This is a genomic window from Maricaulis sp. B-26, from assembly GCF_056857855.1.
Genome location: NZ_JBSXNX010000009.1, coordinates 19,522 through 40,975, shown reverse-complemented (window position 1 = coordinate 40,975; position 21,454 = coordinate 19,522). Strand labels below are relative to the sequence as shown.

The following is a 21,454-nucleotide window of genomic DNA, read 5'->3' as shown; positions in this document are numbered from 1 at the left end:
GGGCTACAGACCACCAGCTCCTGAAGCGCTCTTGCCAGCGACTTGTCTGCCGCCCTACGTTGAGGGCGTGCCGGCATGACCGCCGCACATAACCCGCCGGGCCCTAACTTTAAAACTGGGCCACTTGGGTGGGGCAGGCCATGCCGGAAGGCGTTTTCCAGGAGCGCTATCTTCGCAATCCGCCTCGCGCGCTGCTAGGGCGATGATCATGCGATGTATGGCTGCGATACTCGGGCTTGCCCTGTTTTCTGGCTTGCTCGGTGAGGCTAAAGCCCAGCCGCCTTCATTACCGACCGGTTTGTCTCCACCTCAACAAGACGAACCCAACGCTAGCAATCCACCGGTGCTCCCGCCCGGCTTGATTGAGGCCCCGGAGGCCGATCAAACTCGCTCCGATGAGATAGGAAGAGAGGCTTCCGAAACTCGGCTTTTCACCGGGCTCACAGGTTTTATCGATTGGAGGGTTGGCTCACGCGCTAGTAGTAGTCGCAATCATCCCTCGACGATCATGCATGAGCTTCGAGGGCAGGTTCGCGGCGAATGGTCAACGCCGGCTGGTACATTTGCACTCACATCCGATCTGGTTCTAGACGACGTTGAGGATGATCTAGCTGTCAACCTCAATACCGGTGAAGGCTTTGTCGATGTCAGAGAAGCCAGCCTTTTGCTTCGACCGACCGGAAACCTAGACCTGAAAGTTGGTCGACAGATCCTGACTTGGGGAACGGGCGATCTAATATTCCTGAACGATTTGTTCCCGAAAGACTATGTATCCTTCTTTGGCGGGCGCGATGAGGAATACCTGAAAGCGCCGTCAGACGCGCTCCGCGCCTCCTTGTTTTTCAATGCGGTCAACGTTGAGTTCATTTACGTGCCTCAATTCGATGCCGATCGGTTCTTAACTGGAGAGCGCCTTAGTTATTTCAATCCGGCTCTGGACGGGATCGTGGGGCCTGGTGCGGTGATTGCGCCGACAATCCCTGATCGGTGGATCCAGGATGACGAGTTGGCGATCCGATTGTACCGCCAATTTGGCGCTTTTGAGGTTGCCGGATATGCGTATCGAGGCTTCTGGAAAAGCCCGGCTGGTCAAAGCGCCAGCGGGACGCCCGTTTTTCCGGAATTGAGCGTTTACGGCGCCAGCGCTCGAGGACCGGTTCTGGGCGGCATTGCTTCTTCGGAATTTGCTTACTACGACAGCATGGAGGACGGCGCGGGTCGCTCCGCTTTAACTCCCAATAGCCAACTTAGATGGTTGGTGGGTTTTGAGCGCGAGGCGGGACCGAACAGAACGATTGGCGTGCAATACTATCAAGAGCGGCGCATACAATTTGACAGTTGGGCGCGTTATCAAACTGGGCGCGTGCGATCCGAGGACGAGACACGCCACTTAGTGAGTGCGCGTCTCACCCAACTTGCCGCGAACCAGAACTTAACGCTGAGCGCGATCGCATTCTGGAGCCCAAACCAGGACGACCTCTATGTTCGAGCCACCGCACAATTCAAGCTCAATGATATTTGGCGCATCGACGGCGGTGTGAACGCTTTCGCAGGGCCTCGCGATGACGGGTTCTTCAGTCAATTTCGGGACAATTCGAGTATCTATTTCGGAGTGCGGCGATCATTCACCACCTAATTTTGTTCACCCCCCTGTGAAGTTAGCAAACTGTGATGGATGCCCTTTGTGGTTCCGCAATGACAGCACTCCAGGACGATTGTGCGAACGTTGAACATCTCTGAGCCTGCCGGCTTCGCTGCCGGTCGACAGGTTGAAAACAGCGTCTGCCAACCGCAGAGCTCGCATACAACTCGAACGAAACTAATTGGTTTTTGTGCCATTGCGGCTGCCTGCTGAGGAACCCGGTAATTGATGTGCGTTCCACTCTTACGCAGCCGCAACCGCCGTCACTCAAACAAAAGTTATTTCTCGTAAGCCGCGAACACATTGACCGATCGGCGCCTCGCGCGCTCCTTCTCTTCCGCCCGACCCGGCAGAGGTACATCTGGCGCTCCTAAAGAGAACGGTTGGCGCGGCAGACTTTTGTCATTCGCCGTTGGAATGAAGCGCGCAGAACCGCGAATTGGGGATTTGCCATTGATTATGTCCGGTCGCGTGTGCGCCAGACACCTCAAGCGAGAACGGTCTCAACGTATCCTCACTTTCTAGTACAGCACCCATCTAATTCCTGCATCGGCGGACAAGGCACGGTTCCATAGGAGCAGAAGACGCAGCAATCGCCCGACCGCGGCGTCAAGAGCGTGCCACACGATGGACAGTCCCAGAAGAATTGACACGCGTTCGTCGGCATTTCGAGATCGGCGTGCACATCGCCACATTGCGGACAGGTAAGCGTAGATTTGAGTTGGATATCAGCCATCAGGTTTTAAAGAGCGCTCCCATCGATCAATTGAACCGATCGGGCCGGGGCATTCGTGATCGCGGATATCCCGCCCCACCATTCGCCCGATCAATATCGGCATTGCGCGCATTTCGCAGCCGGGAGTTCCGAACACGGCGGCCAGGAGGAAGGAGCCTCCGAGATGCAGATAGACATAAAGGTTGAGCCACAAGACACTCGTCCAGAAAAGTGGATTGATCCACTCGCCAGTTGATTGCCAGCCGACGAGGGCAGCGCCGGCGATCAATCCCAGCGGCAGCAGTCTGGGCAAGAAGCCCAACCGCAAGCCCAAGCCAATATTTAGCGTGTAAGGCGCGAGATGAACGGCAAAGACGGTAAGTCCGATCACCCAGGCGTTGGTCAAAGCTTCAACCTCGCCAAAGCGAATTAGCTGAACCGCCCAATAGACGGCTCCCACGCCAAAGATTAGACGGGAGAGGCGACCAATCGGCCCAGGTGGCGGAAGCGTACCCGCGCCATGAAATTGGAAGGTTGGCGACGGTTTCGGCATATCAACCCCGAAGCCAGTCCAGCAACCAGCTTTGAAGGCGCATTTCGTAGCTCGGCAGGATTAAGGACACCGCCAGGAAAACTGCGCCGACACTCCACCAAGTCCAGAATGCCCGTCCAGGCCCGCCGCGCCACAATGCGAGCGTTAGCGACAGAGCGAGCAAGCCCGTCGCTCCCCATGCAAACCAATCCTGCCATCGTGCAAAGAACCCCAGCTTTGCTACCAGGCCGGAGGCCACACCCAGGTGAACGAGGAGGATAGGTACGACGCAGCAAGAGGCACCGACGAACGCCAGAAAGCCGCTGACGGCCCCGCCGCTAGATACGAGGGATGAAGGGAATAAATTACGTTTGCTCGATCTCATCACTCCACAATGATAACGTCTGTAGTAACTACAGGTTCAAGGCATATTTGCGTGAGGCGGCAGAGACCCGATGAAGCCATCATTGAAGCGAGGCGCCGTTGCGAAACTGCTGGACAGCAATATCGAGACGATCCGGTACTATGAGAGCATCGGCCTGGTTGCCGCGTCCGCGCGCTCGGAAGCTGGTCATCGATTGTATGCGCAGTCTGACATCGAACGCCTGCGGTTCGCCTTGCGACTGAGACAACTCGGCTTTGCACTCGCAGAAGTGAGGGAGCTTCTCAAGATGACGGAAGGTCAGTCATATTCCTGCAAGCAGGTCGCTGAGATAGCGGAGACCCACCTGTCCCACATCCATCAAAAGATCGATGACCTCAAACGGCTCGCTGCATCTCTGGAAGAAATCACGAGCCAATGCGAGCGAACCGACCGGCCAGATTGCGCGCTGGTCCTGTCGCTGAAATCGTCGAAGACCGCGCCGACCTAGCACGTTTGAAAATGACCCTAGAGGGCCAAGAGACCGATCAGAACAAACCCGGCACCGGAGATGAGCTTAAGCGGTCGCATCTGCAAACAACGCTCCGCCAGAACCCCGGCCCCGACGGCAAGGGCGGTGCCTGCTACAAGCGCGGCTGCAGCGGCGAGAAACACAAAAACGGGTGCGGTCTTGGTGTCCGAGGCAAACAACACCGTTGCGAGCTGCGTCTTGTCTCCCAGTTCTGCGATGAAGACGCTTGCGAAAACGACCGACAACGATTTGTGGGTCGCGCATCTCGTCTATCAGAAAAACTGCCTTGCAGATGACTTCACTCCCCTCCGCGAACTCCTTCTTGATGGTGATTGACGGCGTCATTCAGTCAATATCGTGCACGGCCTCCAAAGCCGAAACATGGTCTCCTTTTGGAGGTGCAAACCATCGATGCAGTGCGGGCAGCACAAGCAATGTTAGAACAGTTGACGAGATCAATCCTCCCATCACCACGGTAGCCAACGGGCGTTGAACTTCTGCTCCGACACCAGTCGCGAACAGCAACGGTGCCAATCCCAATGCCGTAGTAAGGGCGGTCATTAATACAGGTCTAGCCCGCAGCCCCGCCGCTTCAATCGCGAGCGCGTTGTGATCACGACCTTGTCGTGCGAAGTCGTCCATGAAGCTGACAAGCACCATTCCGTTGCCCAGAGCGATACCAAAGAGCGCAATGAATCCAACTGTTGCTGGCACGGAAATCGGCAGGCCTGTCAACCACAAAGCTAGCGCGCCACCGGTTAAAGCAAGCGGTATGTTAAGCAGGATGAGCACTGCAGATTTGAGACGTCCAAATGCTAGGAGCAAAATCAGTAAGACAATGCCCAATGTGATCGGTATCACCACGGCAAAACGAGCATTCGCCTGCTGTTGAAGTTCAAACTGTCCGCCCCACTCAACGCGATAGCCTGGCGGAAGCTCAAGCTGATCCGAAGTTGCGGCTTGAGCGTCGGCAACAAATGAACCGATATCACGCCCTCGAACATTGAGCTGTACGGTTATGAAGCGCTCACCATTTTCTCGAGTGATCTGGCGTGGTCCGACCACGTTTCGGATATCGGCGACGCTTGACAGCGGAACTTGGGCGCCACTTTCGCTTTCTAGGACAAGTCGGCCAATTGCTTGGGCGTTGTTGCGCCGATCCTCGTCAAATCGCACGACAACCGGAAACTGGCGAACACCCTCAAACAACACACCAGCTTCAGCACCGCCGACGGCTGCGCTAAGCGTATCGAGGGCATTCTCAACTGAGAGTCCGTATCGACCCAGGGCAGTGCGATCGACGGAAACGACGAGTTGTGGCGCACCGGTAATTTGATCGGCTTGCACGTCGCTTGCACCGGGGACATTTTGAAGAATTGATTGCAGCTGCCGCGAACCGGGCAACAGCACATCCATGTCCGGCCCGAATATTTTCACCGCGAGTTGGGCCTTGGTCCCGGTGAGCAATTCGTCAACCGACATCGCGATTGGTTGGCCAATATTCACTCTAATACCGGGAAACGTTTCAAGATCTTCGGAAATCGCAGCCCGCAAGTCGCTCGGTGTGAGCCCTGGTCGCCATTCCGACCTTGGTTTCAACGCGACAAAGGCCTCAATGCTGTTCACTGGATCAGCATGGGCCCCAACCTCACCCCGACCAATTCGACTAACAATCGAGTCGATTTCTGGGAAGGCTGCGAGCAATCGCCTCTCGAGACGTGTTGATGTTTCACCGCCTTCAGTGAGCGATATTGACGGCGCCATCGATACGCGCAGCAGAATATCGCCTTCCTCTAGCGTGGGAGTGAACTCCGAGCCGAGTCTGGAACCCGCCAGTCCGCCGATCAGCAACAATCCGAACGCAAGCGCGACTGCCGCCAGTCGAGCGCGAACGAAAACACTCGCGACCGACTTCACCGTTTCACCAATCACGTCCCGACCAGGATCTTGGCGTTTTGGCGGTTTAATAAGTCCATAGGCCATCGCAGGTGCGACAAGAGCGGCGTAAATTAGCGACCCGGTCATAGCAAGCGCGGCGGATGCAGCAAGCGGCCGGAACGTCTTGCCCTCGACACCTTCTAGCGAGAACAGTGGAAGAAACACAATAATCACGACAGCGACCGCTGCAGTGAGTGGGGCAATAACCTCCGCGGTCGATTTAGCGACGACATCGCGTGGGGCCTGGCCCTCGTGGCGCTCTCGGAAGCCGCGGTCTACATTTTCCGCAATTACGATTGCGCCATCAACCATCATACCAATTGCGATGGCCACGCCGCCAAGCGACATGAGGTTTGCGCTTATTCCCAATGCGCTCATCGCGATGAACGCGAAGCCCACTGAAAATGGTATTGACAGAACCACGACAAGGCTCGGGCGCCACCCCCCAAGGAAAACAAGCACAACCACCGCAACCAAGAGGGCGCCTTGCCAAAGCGCCGTCGTGACAGTTGAGGCGGCTCGGCTCACCAGCGTGCTCTGATCGTAATATGGAACGGCACGCACGCCCTCGGGGAGAGACGCGTTAATTTCTCCAAAGCGCGCATGCGCGCGCGCGATGACATCGGATGTATTCGTCCCGTAAAGTTTGAGCACTAGGCCGGCAACCGTCTCACCAGTTCCGTCAGCGGTCGCTAGGCCTTGTCGCGCCCCACCTCCAATGACGACATCACCTAGATCGCCCACTCGGATTGAGCGTCCGCTGACCGTACTGACGGGAGTTTCTGCTAGATCAGATATCGAACGCGCCAAGCCGACCCCGCGCACCGTGAATTGTTCCGAACCTATTTCGATGAACTGCGCGCCGGTAGTGCGGTTCGCGCTCTCGAGAGCGCCGATCACATCTGCTACTTCCAGGTCATATGCTATGAGAAGGTCTGGATTGAGGCGAATTTGATATTGTTTTTCGTAGCCGCCAAGCGCCAGCACTTCAGTGACGCCCTCCACGGACTGAAGAGGGTATTTGATCATCCAATCGGCGATTTCGCGAAGTTCCGTCAGGTCGTAGGTGTCGGTCTCGTCGACGACACGAAAATACATGATGATCCCTAAGCCACTCGAAATGGGCCCAAGCTGGGGTGTCCCAAAACCATCCGGTATGACTTCGTTTGCCTGCGACAACCGCTCGCCGACCACCTGGCGCGCGAAATATACATCCGTCCCATCCTCGAAATAGATGTTCACGATGGACAAGCCGAAATTCGAGACTGATCGGATCTCCTCAACATCTGGAAGGCCGGACATCGCGGTTTCGACCGGAAAGGTTACATAGCGCTCAACCTCCTCTGGCGAGAGCCCTTCAGTTTCGGTAAACACTTGAACCAATGACGGCGAGGGGTCGGGGAAGGCATCCACCGGAAGCGCACGAAACGCGAACAGCCCCCCGACAGCGAGGGCCAAGGCCGCGATGGTGGCTAATAGGCGGCCGCCAGCAAGGCGGTGCATCAGTTTTTGCATATCTCTGGCGTCCTAATCGTCATCATCACCGAATGAGTCTCTTTCGAGATGTGCTTTGAGCGTGAATGCTCCTTCTGAAACGTAGAGCTCGCCTTCGTTGAGACCGGACAGGATTACAACCTGGGAACCGATTTCAGCTCCCAGTTCAACGTCTTGCGGTATGAACCCATCTGCTGTTGGCAGAAACAAACTCGCTCGCCCGTCGATGTCTACGATGGCTTCTGACGGCACTTGAAGGCGGATCTCGCTGGTCCCAACATCAATCTCAGCGGTGACAAATTGTCCTGGTCGCATCCGGCGGTTCGAATTTTCTACGATCATACGCGCAGTCACCATGCGCGAGGTTTGGTCAATCGTGGGCAAAATTGTCGCGATCTCACCCGCTGCTAATTCAACTCCCATTTCGGATCGAAGAACAACGGACATTCCAGGCTCTACCGTTGCTGCGTCTTGCGTATAGACGGCGATGTCCGCCCATAAAACGCTGTCATCGACAATTGTGAAAAGGGCAGGCGCGCTTGCGTCTTCTGCCGATACTGCTGCGCCTAAGGTCGCGGTTCGGCGGGCGACAACGCCTCCAATTGGCGCTCGAAGGCGTGCTTGGGCGAGCGTTCGGTCGGACGTCTCGCCAAGAGTGGTGAGCTCAGTCCAAGGAACTCCAACAGCAATCAGCTTGTTTTCAACGCCTTCGCGCGCGGCGCGCGCGGCAACAAGTGTAGCGTGAGCCGCTTGCAAATCAGCCTCGGGCGTAATCCTTTCCGCGAAGAGGGATTCTTCGCGCGACAGTGCTTGTCGGGCAAGATTTTCGACGGTGGCTGCCGTCAAATATTCAGCCTTCAAGTCAGCGAGTTCGCGACTAGATAGAACTGCCAAGGTTTGACCGTCGGAAACGAAATCGCCTTCGGTGGCCATGACCGCGATGATTCGGCCGCTCACTTGCGATGTGATGGCGGCAACGCGGTCTGCGTCAAATCTCAATTCCGCGGGAAGCGAGAGCACTTGTCTTAACGGAGCCTGTGTCGCACTCGCGGTTACAATGCCGGCTTCGGCCGCCGCCTGAGGGCTCAAATCAACTACGTTGGGTCGTTCGGGGCCGCTGTGCTCATCCTCGACTGCGACGGGGTGATCCGGGTTTTGGCTCCCACCACTGCCACATGCGGCCAGAACCGTCGCGGCAATGATGACCGTGAGTTGATGAAGTTTGCTTGTCATCGAGGATCTCCATCAAAGGGGGCCGCACCAATCAGCGCTCGTAGGCGCAGCTCAGCGCTCAGTAGCGCAAATTCAGCATCAACCACGTCTAGCTGGGCGCTTAACAACGCCGCTCTCGCGTTCAAAGTCGTTGTCAGATCGAAGCGGCCGATCTGATAGCCTCGCGCGGCTGCTTCATAAGCCTGCTGCGCGGCGGGCACCGTATCGGATTGAAGAATTTGCAATCGGCGTTGGGCTGAGCGTTGGGCCGCCACCGCGGCGCGCTGCTCGGCCAACAATCGTTGTTCGGCCGCGGCTCGATTGAGTGCGGCAGCATCGCCTCGGATCACCGCCGCTCGTGTGGTACCCCGCCCGCGATCAAAGATTGGAAGCGGCACGCTAACACTAGCGACAAATGCTTCATCGCCAGTCTCCTCAAAGCGTCGCACGCCTGCCGAGACGTTCACATCAGGTATGATCGCACTTCGGGCGAAATCACTTTCGGCCTGTCGGACCCGTACTGCAGCATCCGCCGCGCTTAATGCGGGGTGGGCCATCGCATGCTCGGCCTCCGATGCTGTATCATCAAGGCTTAGCCCGATAGGTTCTGAGAACGTTGGCTGAGCGCTGCCCCATAAGAGAGCAAGTTCGTAGGCTCGCCGATCTACTCCCGCCTGTGCCGCCTCGACGGAGGCGTGCAATGCGCTTGCATCTGCCTGCGCTCGGGAAAGTTCCGGCGACGCTCCAGCGCCTGCCTCGACGCGTCGGGCGGCAATTCGCACCAATTCATCGGCCAGAGCCGAGTTTTCTTGTGCTAGTCCTCGCAACTGAATAGCCGCCAGCAACTCGGCAAATAGGGTTGCAGCCTCAAGCTGGGATTCCCGCAAAATGACCTCGCATTGAGCGCTACCAAGGGCCTCTCGGGCACGCGCGGCACGCTCTTCAAGAACTCTCTTTCCGCCAAGACGGAAAGTCTGCTCAATTGCGACGGTTGATTCTGTTCGATCAAACCCGGAAAGCCGGTTGCTTCCCGCGAAATTCTCTACTTCGAAGGTCAGGGTCGGATTGTTCCATCTGCCGGCCTGATCCGCTTCAGCGCCGAGGGCACGAGCCTCTAGGCCCGCCGCTCTAATAGCCGGTGAAGCAAGGCGAATTTCCGATATTACAGCGGCTAACGTCAGAGGTTCCCCCGGAGAAATCTGACTCGAAACGCCCGTCGGTCTTCCGCACGATGAAGCTAGCGCGCCGCCGGTCCAGGCACACAGGGCTAGCGCCGCAGCCGCACCTCGTAGAATGAATGACATGTTGTGAACTCCCTCAGCGGATCCGTCTTAAGCACGCCCGCGACAGCGGGCTGATATACGTTGTGGGATCAGGCTCGAGGTGGTCGAAAGAGAGCGCCCTTCGGCGGAGATTGTAAATTTTCAGCCTGCCATGGACCAACTGGTCGCGTCTCACTTGATCCGAAGCCTGCCTCGAGTGCCACTTGGCGCATTTGAAAAACGTGACAGGGGCCGCAATTCTTCGCTGCCGCTTCTCGACCGCGGTGACCCTCGTCCCTGGAGTTCGCGTCCGCATCTCGTTGGATGCTCATGTAAGCGGTCGTCGAAGCATCGACACAAACGCCCGCATCCGCGCTTGGCGAAACGAGCATCGCGCAGACCACCAGCACTCCGGTCGCTAGTTTAGTCACCAAGCCGCAAAGCGAAGGCAATTTAACCGATACAACGATGATATTGCCCCCTCGACAGGCAGATGTTCTAGCCGGCACGCCATCAGAAAGCCCATTCAGGCCGAATTTTGGTACTTATAACTTCTACAGCGGCTATAGAAGCAACCCCCTCTTGGAAGTTTTTGTCGGACCCAGCTCGAACGACGACCAACAGCTGGCACGCGCCTCCCATCAAAGCGACTGATCAATCCGATCTGCCTTAGCTTGCCAATGCTGTTCGCCGTCGGAGAAATGAGATTAAAATCGCGTGAACCGGCTGACTTTCTATAGTCGCAGCGCACGCATTTAGTGCGGCACATCGTCAATTGAGATTAGAAATCCGCCCGGGTGACAGTTTTTGATCCGACGCCGGCTCGACACGACAGATCGAGAATGCGATTAGGGTTTTTTCGCGACAATTACCGATATCGCGCCGGTCAGTGTAGGCAGAACATTGCTTGGCTCTTGGATCAAAAATCCAGCGTCCTTGATAAGCTTCGGCAAGACCCCGTCAGCATTGGGCTGTGTATCGGACACTCCATCAATACGCTGAACCGTATGTCGAAAAAGGAAGCGCATAATGGGGGTGGCTTGCAGCCCATAATCGGCGATCACCAAGTGCCCGCCATCCACCAAGGCTTCATAGGCCAGACCTAATATACGCCGTTTTTCCGCGAGAGGCGTCTGGTGCAAGACCAGCGTGGACAACACGACATTAAAGGGCCCATTGCGGTCCAAAAACTCCCTGTCAAAAAACCCGTTGTGCAATCGTACTTTCAGCCCAACAGCATTCGCTTTTCGCTTCGCGCGCAGGAGCACCTCTGGATCAGGGTCTAAACCGTATATTGTTACAGAACGCTCTGCGTCGCGAGCGAGAGCAATCGCCAACGACCCCGTACCGCAACCGACATCGAGGACTCTGCCGACTAGATGTGGCGAGACGGCAGATACGACCCGTGAGCGCCAAACACGTTCACGCGTCAAAAGCGCAATCACACTGTCGTAGATTGGAGTTAACTTCGAGCTTCCGAGAGCCGGGGTGAAATCTTGATGATCCGACCCGTGTGTCTTTTTGGTAGTCGTGTGCATAGTGGATACTACCGGTGTTGAGTGACACTTTGGCGCCCCTAGCAATTTTGATCTTCCGTGCCTACTGAGCCCTGGAAACAAATTCCCATACCTTCCAACTCGCGCAGAATACTCGTCGAAAGCCTCGCCAAACCTGCGACGCATATGGGGCTCTTCAACCCAAGTGATGAAGAGATGAATAACAACTACAAAGGAAAAGGCCGCGAGCGCCGCTAGGCCCGACCCGGCGACGATCGTGCTCCCGAAGAACATGGCCGCATAGCCAACGTATTGGGGGTTGCGCGTACGCTCGTATATGCCGTGTTGGATCAGGGTATCTTCGAGTAGGCCGTAGACGCGCTCCTGAGAACCATAGGCGAGGCGCCCAAGAACGATCACATAAGCGCCACCAAGAAAAACTGCACTACCAACCGCGAGTGAGATGACGTTCGGCTCGAACAAGCTACCACGGTCGAGCCAGGCGAGAACGACCGTGGCGAGAAAATGCCCGTGCATGATGAGGCCTGAAAAAACAGCTGTCGACAGCGACCACTTTCCTCGACGCTGGAAGTCAGCGCGCGCCGCCAGCATGAACGGAACGGCTAGCACGGCATTGAGGATTACATAGCCAGTGACGATCGCGAGTTCGGATGACATTTAGGCGTCTCCTGTCTCCGCACCAGCTTGTTTATGATTTCGCAGCTCCGCCAATGCTTGGTTGCAAATCGACCAAGCAGAGCGCGTAAAGAGCCCAGCCAAGACGAAGGCTACGATTAGATCGGGCCAGGCCGAACCGGTAATAGCAACAAGTCCCCCCGCGGTCATGACGCCAACATTGCCGATGGCGTCGTTGCGTGAGCATAGCCAAACCGAGCGCACATTCGCGTCGCCGTCTCGCCATTTAAGGAGGATGAAAACACTTGCTAGGTTAGCGAGGAGGGCAGCAAAACCGACAATCCCCATGGTTTCTGCGACAGGCGGCTCGCCGGACAGGGCGCGCATCAACGTCATGCCCAGTACCGAGGTCGCAATCACAATCAAAAGCCCGCCCTTAAAGAGAGCGGCCCGGGCGCGTACGGCAAGGGTCGATCCGATCACGAAGAGGCTGATGGCATATGTTAAGGTGTCGCCGGCAAAGTCGAGCGCATCTGCTTTCAGCGCCTGGGAGCCCGAGGCGAACCCAGCGGTAATCTCGACGAAGAACATTACCAGGTTAATGAGAATGACGGCCCACAGGGCGCGACGGTATGCTACCGATGCACCGTCGAATTTCTGGCCGTTTGGGCAACAACTCATTGTCTTGACTCCTACCGTTGAGTTGGAGTCTACTTCCTACAGTGACTGTAGAATCAAGAAGAATATGGCGCAAGATTTCAGTATAGGCAAAGCGGCTACAAAGTCGGGCGTCAAGGTTACGACGATCCGCTATTACGAGAGCGTCGGCCTGATGCCGGAGCCGCGTCGCGTTGGAAGTGGTCGACGCGTTTATGATCAAGCGTCTGTAGATTTGCTAGGGTTTATCCGACATGCTCGCGATCTTGGTTTTACTGTTGAAGCCATACGCGATTTGATCGATCTGCAAGAAAATCCGGGAACCAATTGCGCGAAGGCAGACGAACTGGCGCGCCACCATCTACTTGAAACGCAAAAGCGCATTGAACAGCTGCGCATTCTGGAGCGTGAACTTAAGCGCATGATAGATCAATGTGCTGGCGGAAAGGTCGGCAATTGCGAGATCGTCACCAGCTTGTTCGATCATACCAAATGTCTCTCGGATCATAAACGCGATCGACCGAGTCGAAGCTGAGCAGTGGTGGCTAGCCACCACCTAAGTCTGAGACAAAGACTGCTTTCTCCAGCTGAGAAATAGCAGCGCCACGCCCAAAAATATGAAGACGTCGGCCAAATTGAATGTGGGCCACCGCAACGCTTGCCACCCAAAATCCAAGTAGTCGGTTACTGCTCCATCGCCAAGCCGATCGATTGCATTGGCCAATCCACCTGATGCCATCAAAACGCCAGCTATTTTTACAAGTTTCGATCTGTGCGGGGCGGTCCAGATCAAGACAGCTACAACAAGAATGACGGCCAAACTCGATAGAAGATAAGGGGAGAGCCAATGCGCGCTTTCCAATGCACCAAAGCTGACGCCCCGATTGTGGCCTAGCGTCAAGTTGAATCCAGGAAATACGGACACCGAACCCCGCCACACCTCCAAGCGCGCTTCAAGCGAGGACTTGACGATCAAGTCAAGGGAAACGAGAAGAAAAACCACGGCTAAGTGCATAATATTTAGCCGCCTCAACCCTAGCTTGATGCGCCCGTAAAGACCTGTAGTCACGTTTCGCTCCTTCGAATTGCGATGTTGTGTCGATGCGTGCTCACGCGGTTTCTCCGTTTTTGCTAGAATCGGAACATCCGTGCCGCGCAGAAGTTCGGTCCACGACCAATAGGCCGCTGACCGCCGACAGAAGCGACCCGACGACGACTGCGAGATTGACCGTTAAGACTGCGCCAGGCTGATCGAACGCGAGGCCGGCCACGAACAAACTCATGGTAAATCCCACGCCCGAAAGCAGAGCCGCACCGTAGAGTTGTCCCCAACTAACGCCGATGGGTTTATCGCCGATCCTGAGGAGGACTGCCAATCCGACCCCCAACATGACGCCGACCTGTTTTCCAATGAACAGGCCAAGGATGATGCCTAAGCCGAGCGGACCAAAGAATGTGCTGAATTCAACGCCGCGGAGGTCGATGCCAGCATTAAAAAACGCGAATACTGGTACAATGAGCAAGGCGACCCAGGGGCTTAGATCATGCTCGATTTTATGGAGGAATTCTCTTCCGGCGACGCGCATCGGGACACACCAAGCGATAATCACACCGGCGAGCGTGGAGTGAACCCCCGATTCCAACACGGAGACCCAAACAAACACTCCCACGAGGATGTAGGCAGTGAGGCTAGCAACGCGTAGTCGATTGAGGGCGAGAAGTCCCAACGTACCCAGCCCCGCCATCAACAGCGATGGCAAGCTTAAGCCTTCTGAATACGAAAACGCGATGATCACTAGCGTGCCAAAATCGTCAAAAATGGCGAGGGCGGTGAGGAACACTTTTAGCGCTATGGGCACTCGCGATCCCAACATCGCTAGCAATGCGAGGGCTAGAACGATATCGGTCGCAACCGGCACGGCCCAACCACGAATATGCTCCTCACTGGCACTGTTGAACGCAAGAAAGATTGCTGCGGGCACAATCATCCCGCCAAAGGCAGCGAGAGCAGGTAGAGCAATCTGTTTTGGCGAGGAAAGCTGGCCTTCGAACACCTCTCGCTTGATCTCCAGCCCGATCAAGAAAAAGAACACGACCATCAGGCCTTCGTTGATCCACAAAATCAGCGGCTTAGCGAGCTCAAACGACCCGATAGAAATTGAGGCCGGCGCGTGATGTATAGCCTCGTAACTGTCGGCGAACGGCGAGTTCACCCAGATGAAAGCGACGAGCATTGATGCCAAGAGCACCACGCCTGCGATCGCCGGCGATCGCAGGACACGCTCAAGCGGATCTTGATGCGACATTGAGCTGTCTGGGGTAGACGCGGTCACTGAACACCCTCGCTTTCAACTGAACCTCGGTTTTGCGCTCCGCAGCGAGACCGATAATCGGAGAAAGTCGAGGTCGAGCGTTCAAGAACGAACCGGGCACGTACAGGCGTGGCGTCGCGCACCGCAATTGTAAAGCTCGTGGCACGCTCCAATTCGGAAAAAGCTCGAGAGACGATTCTGGTGTCTTCGATTGAGAGTGTGCGCGGTGAGGTGCGTCGCGCAATTGTGATCCAACGCCTCTCGCCTTGGGCATCAAAGAACACTTCGAAGCTCGAGTGGAAGGGCGAAAAGATGGTTACATCTTGAAAGGAAAAAGATTGTGCCCCGTCCGAACATCGAAATTCGAGCCTCGGGCCCGGCCGATCTTCCCCTACGGACTGGAGTTGCAATACCACCGCCGATGGCGATTGGGGATCGGTGCTAATTCGCCAGCTTGATGCGTTGTAGGACGCTCTGCCAAAAAAAGCGTACGGCTGCACCCAATGCCGCCGCCACCATCGCATTCCTTCATCTTGGTGGGCGTACTGGGTATCCGCTAGGCGTACATCCTGAATATCATCGTCAATTTGCGATGTACTTGCGCAGGCTGTCAGCCCTAATGCCAAGCTGATTGGCAACGCTAATTGTTTCATCACTGCAATCTCCTCGTTGAGGGTCGACACATGAATTGCCGCGCAAACAGCCCCGAGCGTCTGTGCAAGGGGGGGGGCAGTACGCCCGAGGCTGCCGGCGGATCTGGTGGTTGCGAGAACAAAGGGTTGCCCCACCAGATCCTCACCTGTCTTCGGTTAGGTCGACAGGCGTTCTTGAGCGCGCTTTTGTGGATGTGGCGCGAACCATTTGTAGACAGCTGGCAGTACCAACAACGTCAGAACGGTCGAGGTGACCAGGCCGCCGATAACAACGGCGGCGAGCGGTCGTTGAACCTCCGAGCCAATCCCCGATGCAAACAACAACGGCATCAGACCAAGTCCGGTGGTTGTCGCCGTCATCAAGACAGGTTGAGCACGGCGTACCGCAGCCTCGACACTGAAGGCATCAACATCCAGCCGCTCTTTGGCAAACCGGTCTAGGAAAGACACCAAGACCATGCCGTTACCTAGAGCGATGCCAAATAGAGCAATGAAGCCAACCGATGCCGGGACCGATAGATTTTGCCCCGTCAGCCAGAGCGCCGCTATTCCTCCGACGAGGGCCAGCGGGATGTTGGCAATGATGAGCAGAGCGCTCTTTAAGCGACCAAAGCTGAACAGCAAAAGCAAAAACACGACACCAAGCGTGACTGGAATCACGATCGCAAAACGCGCATTTGCTTGTTGCTGAAGCTCGAACTGGCCGCCCCATTCAACAAAATACCCTGGAGGCAATTCAATGTTTCCAGCAACGGCATTTTGGCCTTCCGCTACAAACGATCCGATATCGCGTTCACGGACATTGGTCTGGATCGTGATGTACCGTTGGCCATTTTCACGCGTGACCTGGCGCGGCCCTTCGATCCGTTCAACACTCGCAACTTGGCTCAAGGGAATTATCTCATCACCTGGGCCGTTGAGAACGATCCGGCTTATGCGCTCGGCATTCAAACGGTCTTGCTCACGATAACGAACGATAATGTCGAACCGCCGAACCCCTTCGAAGACCTGCCCCGCTTGCGCACCACCGATAGCAGTGCGGACCACAGACAATACATCTTCAACGTTCAAGCCATACCGACTGATCGCTTCTCGGTTCACGGTGATCCGGAGTTGCGGCGCGCCTGTTACCTGATCGGTTTGAACATCGGCCGATCCTGAAATGTCACGAATGACGCCTGCAATTTGCGCTGCGTAGTCCTCGAGGACAGCCATGTCCTCTCCGAACAGCTTAATCGCCAAATCAGCTTTCGTTCCGGTCAACAACTCGTCGGTTGCAGCAGCAATGGGCTGCGTGAAGTTAAACCGGGCCCCTGGGAACGCTTCGAAGCTCTCACTCATCATCGCGAGAAGCGCTTCTTGCGTCCTTGCGGTTTGCCACTCATCTCGCGGTGCGAGAGCGACGAAAGCCTCCGCACTGTTGACAGGATCAGCGTGCGCACCAACTTCCCCGCGGCCGATACGCGTAACGATGCGCTCGACCTCAGGAAAGTTAGACAGCAGTTGTTGTTCAAAGCGCGTTACCGTCTCCCGAGCTTCCGGCAGTGAAATCGACGGAGCCATTGTCAATCGAACGAGCAAATCGCCTTCATTCATTCGTGGCGTAAACTCAGAACCCAAACGCGGGAAAATCGCGCCGCCAACCATGAGCATTGCGGCCGCAAGTACGAGCGCGGCCCACCGTTTATGAACGAAAAAACGCACAAGTGGCGCAAACCGCCGTTCGTAGAAGTCAGGCTCATCAGAATCTGACGACTTTTTGCCGATCTTCAGCCCAAGCATTGACGCCGCCGGTGCAAGGAGCACAGCGAAAACCAACGACCCGGCCATTGCGAAAACAACCGAAAACGCCAGAGGTCGGAACGTCTTACCCTCTACCCCCTCAAGGGTCAGGATCGGGACGAACACGATCACCACAATCAGGATTGCGAATATAAGCGGTTGCAACACTTCCGCGCACGCACGCGCTATGAGCGTGCGCTTGTCATCGCTCTCGCTTGACGCATTCAGGATGCGGTTTGCGTTTTCCACGATCACCACCGCGCCATCCACCATCATTCCGATGGCGATCGCGATGCCACCTAGGGACATGAGGTTTGCAGACACGCCGAAGAACTGCATCGCCAGTAACGCAAAGCCCACCGAAAATGGGATGGAGGCGACCACGATTAAGCTTGGACGCCAGCCTCTAAGGAAGAGAAACAAGATCACTGCGACGAGCAGCGCGCCCTGCCACAAGGCCGTGGTCATGGTACGAACCGCAGCCCCCACCAACTCCGACTGATCATAGTAGGGAACAGCGGTCACGCCAGGCGGAAGGGACTCATTGATCCGTTCCATCCGATCGTGAACGCGCGCGATCACTTCATTCGTGTTTGCGCCGAGCAATTTCAGCACGAGGCCGGCGACGACTTCGCCTTCACCGTCCATCGTGGCCATGCCTTGTCGCGGGGCGCCTCCGATTTCGATGTTCGCGATATCGCGAACACGAACCGGCACGCCGTCCTCGACCTTAACGATAATGTCGGAAAGGTCGTGAATTCCTTGGGCCAAGCCAACCGCACGGACTGTGTATTGTTCGCTGTTCTCAATGAGAAACTGAGCGCCAGCATTCGCGTTATTGGCTTCAACCGCCGCGACAATGTCTTCGATCGCTAGTTGGTATCGAAGCAGGGCGTCCGGGCGAACATTGATCTGATATTGCTGCTCAAATCCACCAAGTGACAGGATTTCTGTCACGCCTCCGACGGTTTGAAGATCAAATTTGACCTGCCAATCTTGCAACGTCCTCAGTTGAACACCGTCGAGGTTTTCGTCTGAGGTTTGCAGGAAGTAGAAGAGAATTTGGCCGAGCCCGGTGGTGATGGGCCCCATTCCGGGGTCACCAAATCCTTCGGGAATTTCTTCTCTGGCTTGTTGTAACCGCTCACCAACGAGTTGCCTCGCCCAATAGATATCAACGCCATCTTCAAAGTAGATGTTGACGACCGACAAACCGAAGTTTGAGGTCGACCGCACCTCGCGGAGCCGAGGCAGTCCATTCATGGACGTTTCTACGGGAAATGTGACGTATCGCTCGACTTCCTCCGGAGCGAGCCCTTCGGTTTCTGTGAACACCTGTACAAGCGTCGGTGTCACGTCCGGAAACGCGTCCACGGGCATGGTTCGAAAGGTGACAATTCCGCCGATCAAGACGAATGCGAATGCAAGAGCCGCAAGAAGGCGCCCTCCGGCAATGCGATGTAGCAAGCCCGTCAAACCGGCGGCCTGTTGTGAGGAGTTAGTGCGCGTGTCCATCGTCGAACTCCCCTTTTTGCAATTCTGCTTTCAACGAGAACGTCTCGGTAGTCGCGATCATCTCGCCCAGGCTGACGCCGGACAGGATCTCTGCGAAGCGATCCGATCTTCGCCCCAATCGAACTTCACGAACCTCAAAACCATCCACGCTGCGCACGAAAACAACCGTTTCGCCATCCACTGTCTGGAGCGCTGTAACTGGAACGCGCACTGTCGGTTGGGCATCAGAAGCCGCCGCAAACACCGTCACAAACATCCCGGGCCGCAACCGGTCTCCTGGATTTTCAATGACGATCCGAGCACGACCGGTTCGCGTGCGCTCCCCGATTTGAGGGCTCACAAAGTCGATGGTTGACTCGATGGCTTGACCACCATCGCCAGGGTCAATTGAGACTGGTGCACCTGAGCGAAGGCGTCCAAGATCAGCACCGTAGATCGCGGCATCAACCCATACAGAGTCGGTATCCGCGATGATGAAGGCAGGAGGCTGAGCACCTTCTTCCAACACCTCTCCAAGCACGGCGTGGCGCTCGATAATCGTGCCGGAGATCGGAGCCGCCAGCTCGTATCGGGTTAACGATACATCTGACGATGCCACCATGCGCGGTAGTGACGCGACGTCGACGCCCAAAGCATCAAGTTGTTGGCCGGCACTGCGAACCTCGATTCGAGCCTCCTCAAGCGCCCGTCGGGCGTCGAGGAAGTCCTGTTCCGCAGAGATCTGGCGTTCCCATAAACGCTCTTCACGCTCGAAAGAGCTTTCGGCGAGGTCCAATCTAGCTCGCGCCGAAAGGTAAGACGCTTTGGCGTCAGCGAGTGGGCGGCTGTTTAAAACTGCCAGCACGTCTCCCGCCTCAACGCGGTCACCCTCAGCCACCGCGACACTACGCACGATGCCAGAGACGCGCGGCGATACGTGCGCGAGGTGATATTGGTCGAACCCGACTTCCGCGGGCAATTCAAGAATGCCATCAACGGCACCACTTGAGACCGCAGACACGACAATTCCTAGGTCAGATATTTGGCTGTCATTGAGGTGAACTTCAGCGCTCTCGCTGTGCTCATCTTCTTCTCCATGACCGTCTTCGTCGCCGTGATCGCCATCGCCATGGTCATCTTCGCCCTCGGAGTGTGCGCGACTTGCGTCCTCCCCATCGTCGTTATCATCTACGTGTTCGTCATCTCCATGGTCATCTTCGCCATGGCCCTCCGCCTCAGTATGGTCGTCATGATCGTCATGCCCAGTTTGTGCTTCCGTCGCGCCATCGACGCTGCGACGTTCGGCAGATCGAGATCCGTCGGTTTGACCCTCGGGAGAACATGCCGCTAGGGCCAGAATGCTGGCCGTAATCAGCAGGAGATTGATTTTGTTTTTGGTCATTGTACTGCCTCCTCTAAGTTGGTTTCGACCAGTCGATTGAGTTGCGGTGCGCCTGCCAGGGCATCAAGCTCGATCGCGGCACGCGCCAGATCGGCGCGTGCAGAAATCAGATCAACCCGGACGTCGAAGTACGACCGCTGGATATCCAAGAAATTGAGGACATCCATTGCGCCTTCGCGATACGCCTCTTGAGCTGCGCTAAGCGCGTTTTCGGAGGCCGGAAGAATATTGTCGTTGAGTTGGATGTAGGTCGACTGAGCACGCGCAAAACGACCGGCAGCGGCGGCGTATTGAGAGATTAATGACCGCCTCATCACCTCTTCATTGAGCCGTGCCGCATTTTCGCGCGATGCCGCAGCAGCAACGCCACCCTGATTGCGATTTAGAACCGGAATAGGGACCTCAAGGGTTGCGACAAATGCTGTCTCGTCGGTGCCTCCAAAGCGCCGAACGCCGGCACCTACGGTAACATCCGGAATTGCAGCGGCACGCTCTCGACGAATTTCTTGGCCGCGCGCACGCGTCACAGCTCTAAGCTGGAGAAGCTCAGGATTGCTAGAAATCCACCTCTCGGGTTGCGCATCGGCGAAGGCGTCTAGGTCAAAGTTCTGAAGCGGAGGCGCAAGCTCTCCACTTACCGGCAGCCCAGACCAAATCGCAACGAGTTCATTGTTGGCTGCTGATTGGGCGCTCGCAGCATCGTTGGCAGCAATTGTTGCCAGTCCAACGAGCATTTCTGCTCGGTTCCGTTCGATCGGAGAAGCCCGGCCGGCCTCGACACGCGAACGGATCGCATCAGCGGAGTCATTGGCAATTTCCAGCAACTCCATACGCAAGGACAGAGTTTCTGACGCCGCTTGTGCAGCGACATAGGCCTGCGCAGTGCTCGCTAAGAGACGGTTTCGTTGAAGTGCAAAATCCGCGCTTGCAGCACTCGCCCAAGCGTTTGCGGCATCGCGAGCGCGCCCACGGTCACCGCCGATCGGTATCGTTTGGTTGATCGATAAGGTCGTATCCGCATCGCCGATACCTCCGCGATCAGATCCGAATTCCTCTACTTCTGCTCCAAGAGTGGGGTTATCCCACAGCCCGGCCTGAAGTGCGTCGGCTTCGGCGGCGCGTATTTCTGCACGCGCCGCTCCAGTGATTGGGTTATTCTCCAGCGCGAGATTTAGCGCACCAGATAGGTTGAGCGGGTCAGCGGAGGTCGTTTGGGCTCCAGCTGCGCCGATGGAGACTCCGGCAAGCACTATCGCTGCCACAGCGTTCCGTCCTAGCCAATTTGGCCAGGCGACAATATTTGATTTCATTTAATGTAATTTCCGATTGTTAGC

The 21,454-nt window shown here is 56.3% G+C and carries 17 protein-coding genes; 3 read left to right on the top strand and 14 right to left on the bottom strand.

All coding sequences use genetic code 11. The features are described from left to right. Window positions 1-217: 217 nt before the first annotated feature. Entirely contained in the window at window positions 218-1,636 is a 1,419-nt protein-coding gene (locus AC13HB_RS00890) for a hypothetical protein (RefSeq protein WP_482947830.1), read from the top strand. 520 nt (window positions 1,637-2,156) lie between these two features. On the opposite strand, the gene AC13HB_RS00885 is transcribed toward AC13HB_RS00890, so the two are convergent. Together AC13HB_RS00885 and AC13HB_RS00880 are read right to left on the bottom strand one after the other, a co-directional pair. Continuing rightward, window positions 2,157-2,378 (bottom strand): GDCCVxC domain-containing (seleno)protein, encoded by a 222-nt coding sequence (locus AC13HB_RS00885; protein WP_482947829.1) that lies wholly within the window; start codon window positions 2,376-2,378, stop codon window positions 2,157-2,159. Further along, on the bottom strand, window positions 2,371-2,910 hold the full coding sequence (locus AC13HB_RS00880) for a hypothetical protein (RefSeq protein ID WP_482947828.1): 540 nt from the start codon (window positions 2,908-2,910) through the stop codon (window positions 2,371-2,373). The genes AC13HB_RS00885 and AC13HB_RS00880 overlap by 8 nt, the downstream gene beginning before the upstream one ends. Before the next feature lie 434 nt (window positions 2,911-3,344). On the opposite strand from AC13HB_RS00880, the gene AC13HB_RS00875 reads away from it, so the two are divergent. Further along, window positions 3,345-3,761, top strand: a complete 417-nt coding sequence (locus tag AC13HB_RS00875) for a MerR family transcriptional regulator (protein WP_482947827.1) — start codon at window positions 3,345-3,347, stop codon at window positions 3,759-3,761. Window positions 3,762-3,778: 17 nt separating this feature from the next. Here the strand turns inward: AC13HB_RS00875 and AC13HB_RS00870 are convergent, their stop codons facing one another. The 6 genes from AC13HB_RS00870 to AC13HB_RS00845 form a co-directional block, all read right to left on the bottom strand. Then, the gene (locus tag AC13HB_RS00870) at window positions 3,779-4,027 is read right to left on the bottom strand and encodes a TMEM165/GDT1 family protein (protein WP_482947826.1); all 249 of its coding nucleotides are present in this window, start codon (window positions 4,025-4,027) and stop codon (window positions 3,779-3,781) included. Window positions 4,028-4,127: 100 nt separating this feature from the next. Continuing rightward, window positions 4,128-7,235, bottom strand: coding sequence for an efflux RND transporter permease subunit (locus AC13HB_RS00865; protein WP_482947825.1), 3,108 nt, complete (start codon window positions 7,233-7,235; stop codon window positions 4,128-4,130). A 12-nt stretch (window positions 7,236-7,247) separates the two neighbouring features. Beyond that, the gene (locus tag AC13HB_RS00860; RefSeq protein ID WP_482947824.1) at window positions 7,248-8,447 is read right to left on the bottom strand and encodes an efflux RND transporter periplasmic adaptor subunit; all 1,200 of its coding nucleotides are present in this window, start codon (window positions 8,445-8,447) and stop codon (window positions 7,248-7,250) included. Beyond that, a complete protein-coding gene (locus AC13HB_RS00855; RefSeq protein ID WP_482947823.1) occupies window positions 8,444-9,730 on the bottom strand; it encodes a TolC family protein in 1,287 nt (428 codons plus the stop codon). Before AC13HB_RS00855 ends, AC13HB_RS00860 begins: the two co-directional genes overlap by 4 nt. 806 nt (window positions 9,731-10,536) lie before the next feature. Beyond that, complete coding sequence (locus tag AC13HB_RS00850) at window positions 10,537-11,862, bottom strand: methyltransferase (RefSeq protein ID WP_482947822.1); 1,326 nt, start codon at window positions 11,860-11,862, stop codon at window positions 10,537-10,539. Further along, window positions 11,863-12,501 (bottom strand): cation efflux transmembrane domain-containing protein, encoded by a 639-nt coding sequence (locus tag AC13HB_RS00845; RefSeq protein ID WP_482947821.1) that lies wholly within the window; start codon window positions 12,499-12,501, stop codon window positions 11,863-11,865. Window positions 12,502-12,565: 64 nt separating this feature from the next. Between AC13HB_RS00845 and AC13HB_RS00840 the strand changes: the two genes are divergently transcribed. Further along, window positions 12,566-13,012, top strand: a complete 447-nt coding sequence (locus AC13HB_RS00840; protein ID WP_482947820.1) for a MerR family transcriptional regulator — start codon at window positions 12,566-12,568, stop codon at window positions 13,010-13,012. Between the two features lie 21 nt (window positions 13,013-13,033). Here the strand turns inward: AC13HB_RS00840 and lspA are convergent, their stop codons facing one another. From lspA to AC13HB_RS00810, 6 genes are all read right to left on the bottom strand, one after another. After that, window positions 13,034-13,546, bottom strand: coding sequence for a signal peptidase II (gene lspA, locus AC13HB_RS00835; RefSeq protein WP_482947819.1), 513 nt, complete (start codon window positions 13,544-13,546; stop codon window positions 13,034-13,036). 40 nt (window positions 13,547-13,586) lie between these two features. Continuing rightward, window positions 13,587-14,783: a Na+/H+ antiporter NhaA gene (gene nhaA / locus AC13HB_RS00830; protein ID WP_482947818.1), complete on the bottom strand. Its 1,197-nt coding sequence runs from the start codon at window positions 14,781-14,783 to the stop codon at window positions 13,587-13,589. A 23-nt stretch (window positions 14,784-14,806) separates the two neighbouring features. After that, on the bottom strand, window positions 14,807-15,472 hold the full coding sequence (locus AC13HB_RS00825; protein WP_482947817.1) for a hypothetical protein: 666 nt from the start codon (window positions 15,470-15,472) through the stop codon (window positions 14,807-14,809). A gap of 126 nt (window positions 15,473-15,598) precedes the next feature. Further along, entirely contained in the window at window positions 15,599-18,739 is a 3,141-nt protein-coding gene (locus AC13HB_RS00820) for an efflux RND transporter permease subunit (RefSeq protein ID WP_482947816.1), read from the bottom strand. Continuing rightward, the gene (locus AC13HB_RS00815) at window positions 18,723-20,120 is read right to left on the bottom strand and encodes an efflux RND transporter periplasmic adaptor subunit (RefSeq protein ID WP_482947815.1); all 1,398 of its coding nucleotides are present in this window, start codon (window positions 20,118-20,120) and stop codon (window positions 18,723-18,725) included. The genes AC13HB_RS00820 and AC13HB_RS00815 overlap by 17 nt, the downstream gene beginning before the upstream one ends. Then, window positions 20,117-21,430, bottom strand: coding sequence for a TolC family protein (locus tag AC13HB_RS00810; RefSeq protein WP_482947814.1), 1,314 nt, complete (start codon window positions 21,428-21,430; stop codon window positions 20,117-20,119). The genes AC13HB_RS00815 and AC13HB_RS00810 overlap by 4 nt, the downstream gene beginning before the upstream one ends. Window positions 21,431-21,454: the final 24 nt, after the last annotated feature.

What these genes read in the sequence shown, in the direction of transcription:
- AC13HB_RS00890 (WP_482947830.1), top strand. Translation starts at nt 218, where the DNA reads ATGGCTGCGATACTCGGGCTTGCCCTGTTTTCTGGCTTGCTCGGTGAG.
- AC13HB_RS00885 (WP_482947829.1), bottom strand. Translation starts at nt 2,378, where the DNA reads ATGGCTGATATCCAACTCAAATCTACGCTTACCTGTCCGCAATGTGGC.
- AC13HB_RS00880 (WP_482947828.1), bottom strand. Translation starts at nt 2,910, where the DNA reads ATGCCGAAACCGTCGCCAACCTTCCAATTTCATGGCGCGGGTACGCTT.
- AC13HB_RS00875 (WP_482947827.1), top strand. Translation starts at nt 3,345, where the DNA reads ATGAAGCCATCATTGAAGCGAGGCGCCGTTGCGAAACTGCTGGACAGC.
- AC13HB_RS00865 (WP_482947825.1), bottom strand. Translation starts at nt 7,235, where the DNA reads ATGCAAAAACTGATGCACCGCCTTGCTGGCGGCCGCCTATTAGCCACC.
- AC13HB_RS00860 (WP_482947824.1), bottom strand. Translation starts at nt 8,447, where the DNA reads ATGACAAGCAAACTTCATCAACTCACGGTCATCATTGCCGCGACGGTT.
- AC13HB_RS00855 (WP_482947823.1), bottom strand. Translation starts at nt 9,730, where the DNA reads ATGTCATTCATTCTACGAGGTGCGGCTGCGGCGCTAGCCCTGTGTGCC.
- AC13HB_RS00850 (WP_482947822.1), bottom strand. Translation starts at nt 11,862, where the DNA reads ATGTCATCCGAACTCGCGATCGTCACTGGCTATGTAATCCTCAATGCC.
- AC13HB_RS00845 (WP_482947821.1), bottom strand. Translation starts at nt 12,501, where the DNA reads ATGAGTTGTTGCCCAAACGGCCAGAAATTCGACGGTGCATCGGTAGCA.
- AC13HB_RS00840 (WP_482947820.1), top strand. Translation starts at nt 12,566, where the DNA reads ATGGCGCAAGATTTCAGTATAGGCAAAGCGGCTACAAAGTCGGGCGTC.
- nhaA (WP_482947818.1), bottom strand. Translation starts at nt 14,783, where the DNA reads ATGTCGCATCAAGATCCGCTTGAGCGTGTCCTGCGATCGCCGGCGATC.
- AC13HB_RS00820 (WP_482947816.1), bottom strand. Translation starts at nt 18,739, where the DNA reads ATGGACACGCGCACTAACTCCTCACAACAGGCCGCCGGTTTGACGGGC.
- AC13HB_RS00815 (WP_482947815.1), bottom strand. Translation starts at nt 20,120, where the DNA reads ATGACCAAAAACAAAATCAATCTCCTGCTGATTACGGCCAGCATTCTG.
- AC13HB_RS00810 (WP_482947814.1), bottom strand. Translation starts at nt 21,430, where the DNA reads ATGAAATCAAATATTGTCGCCTGGCCAAATTGGCTAGGACGGAACGCT.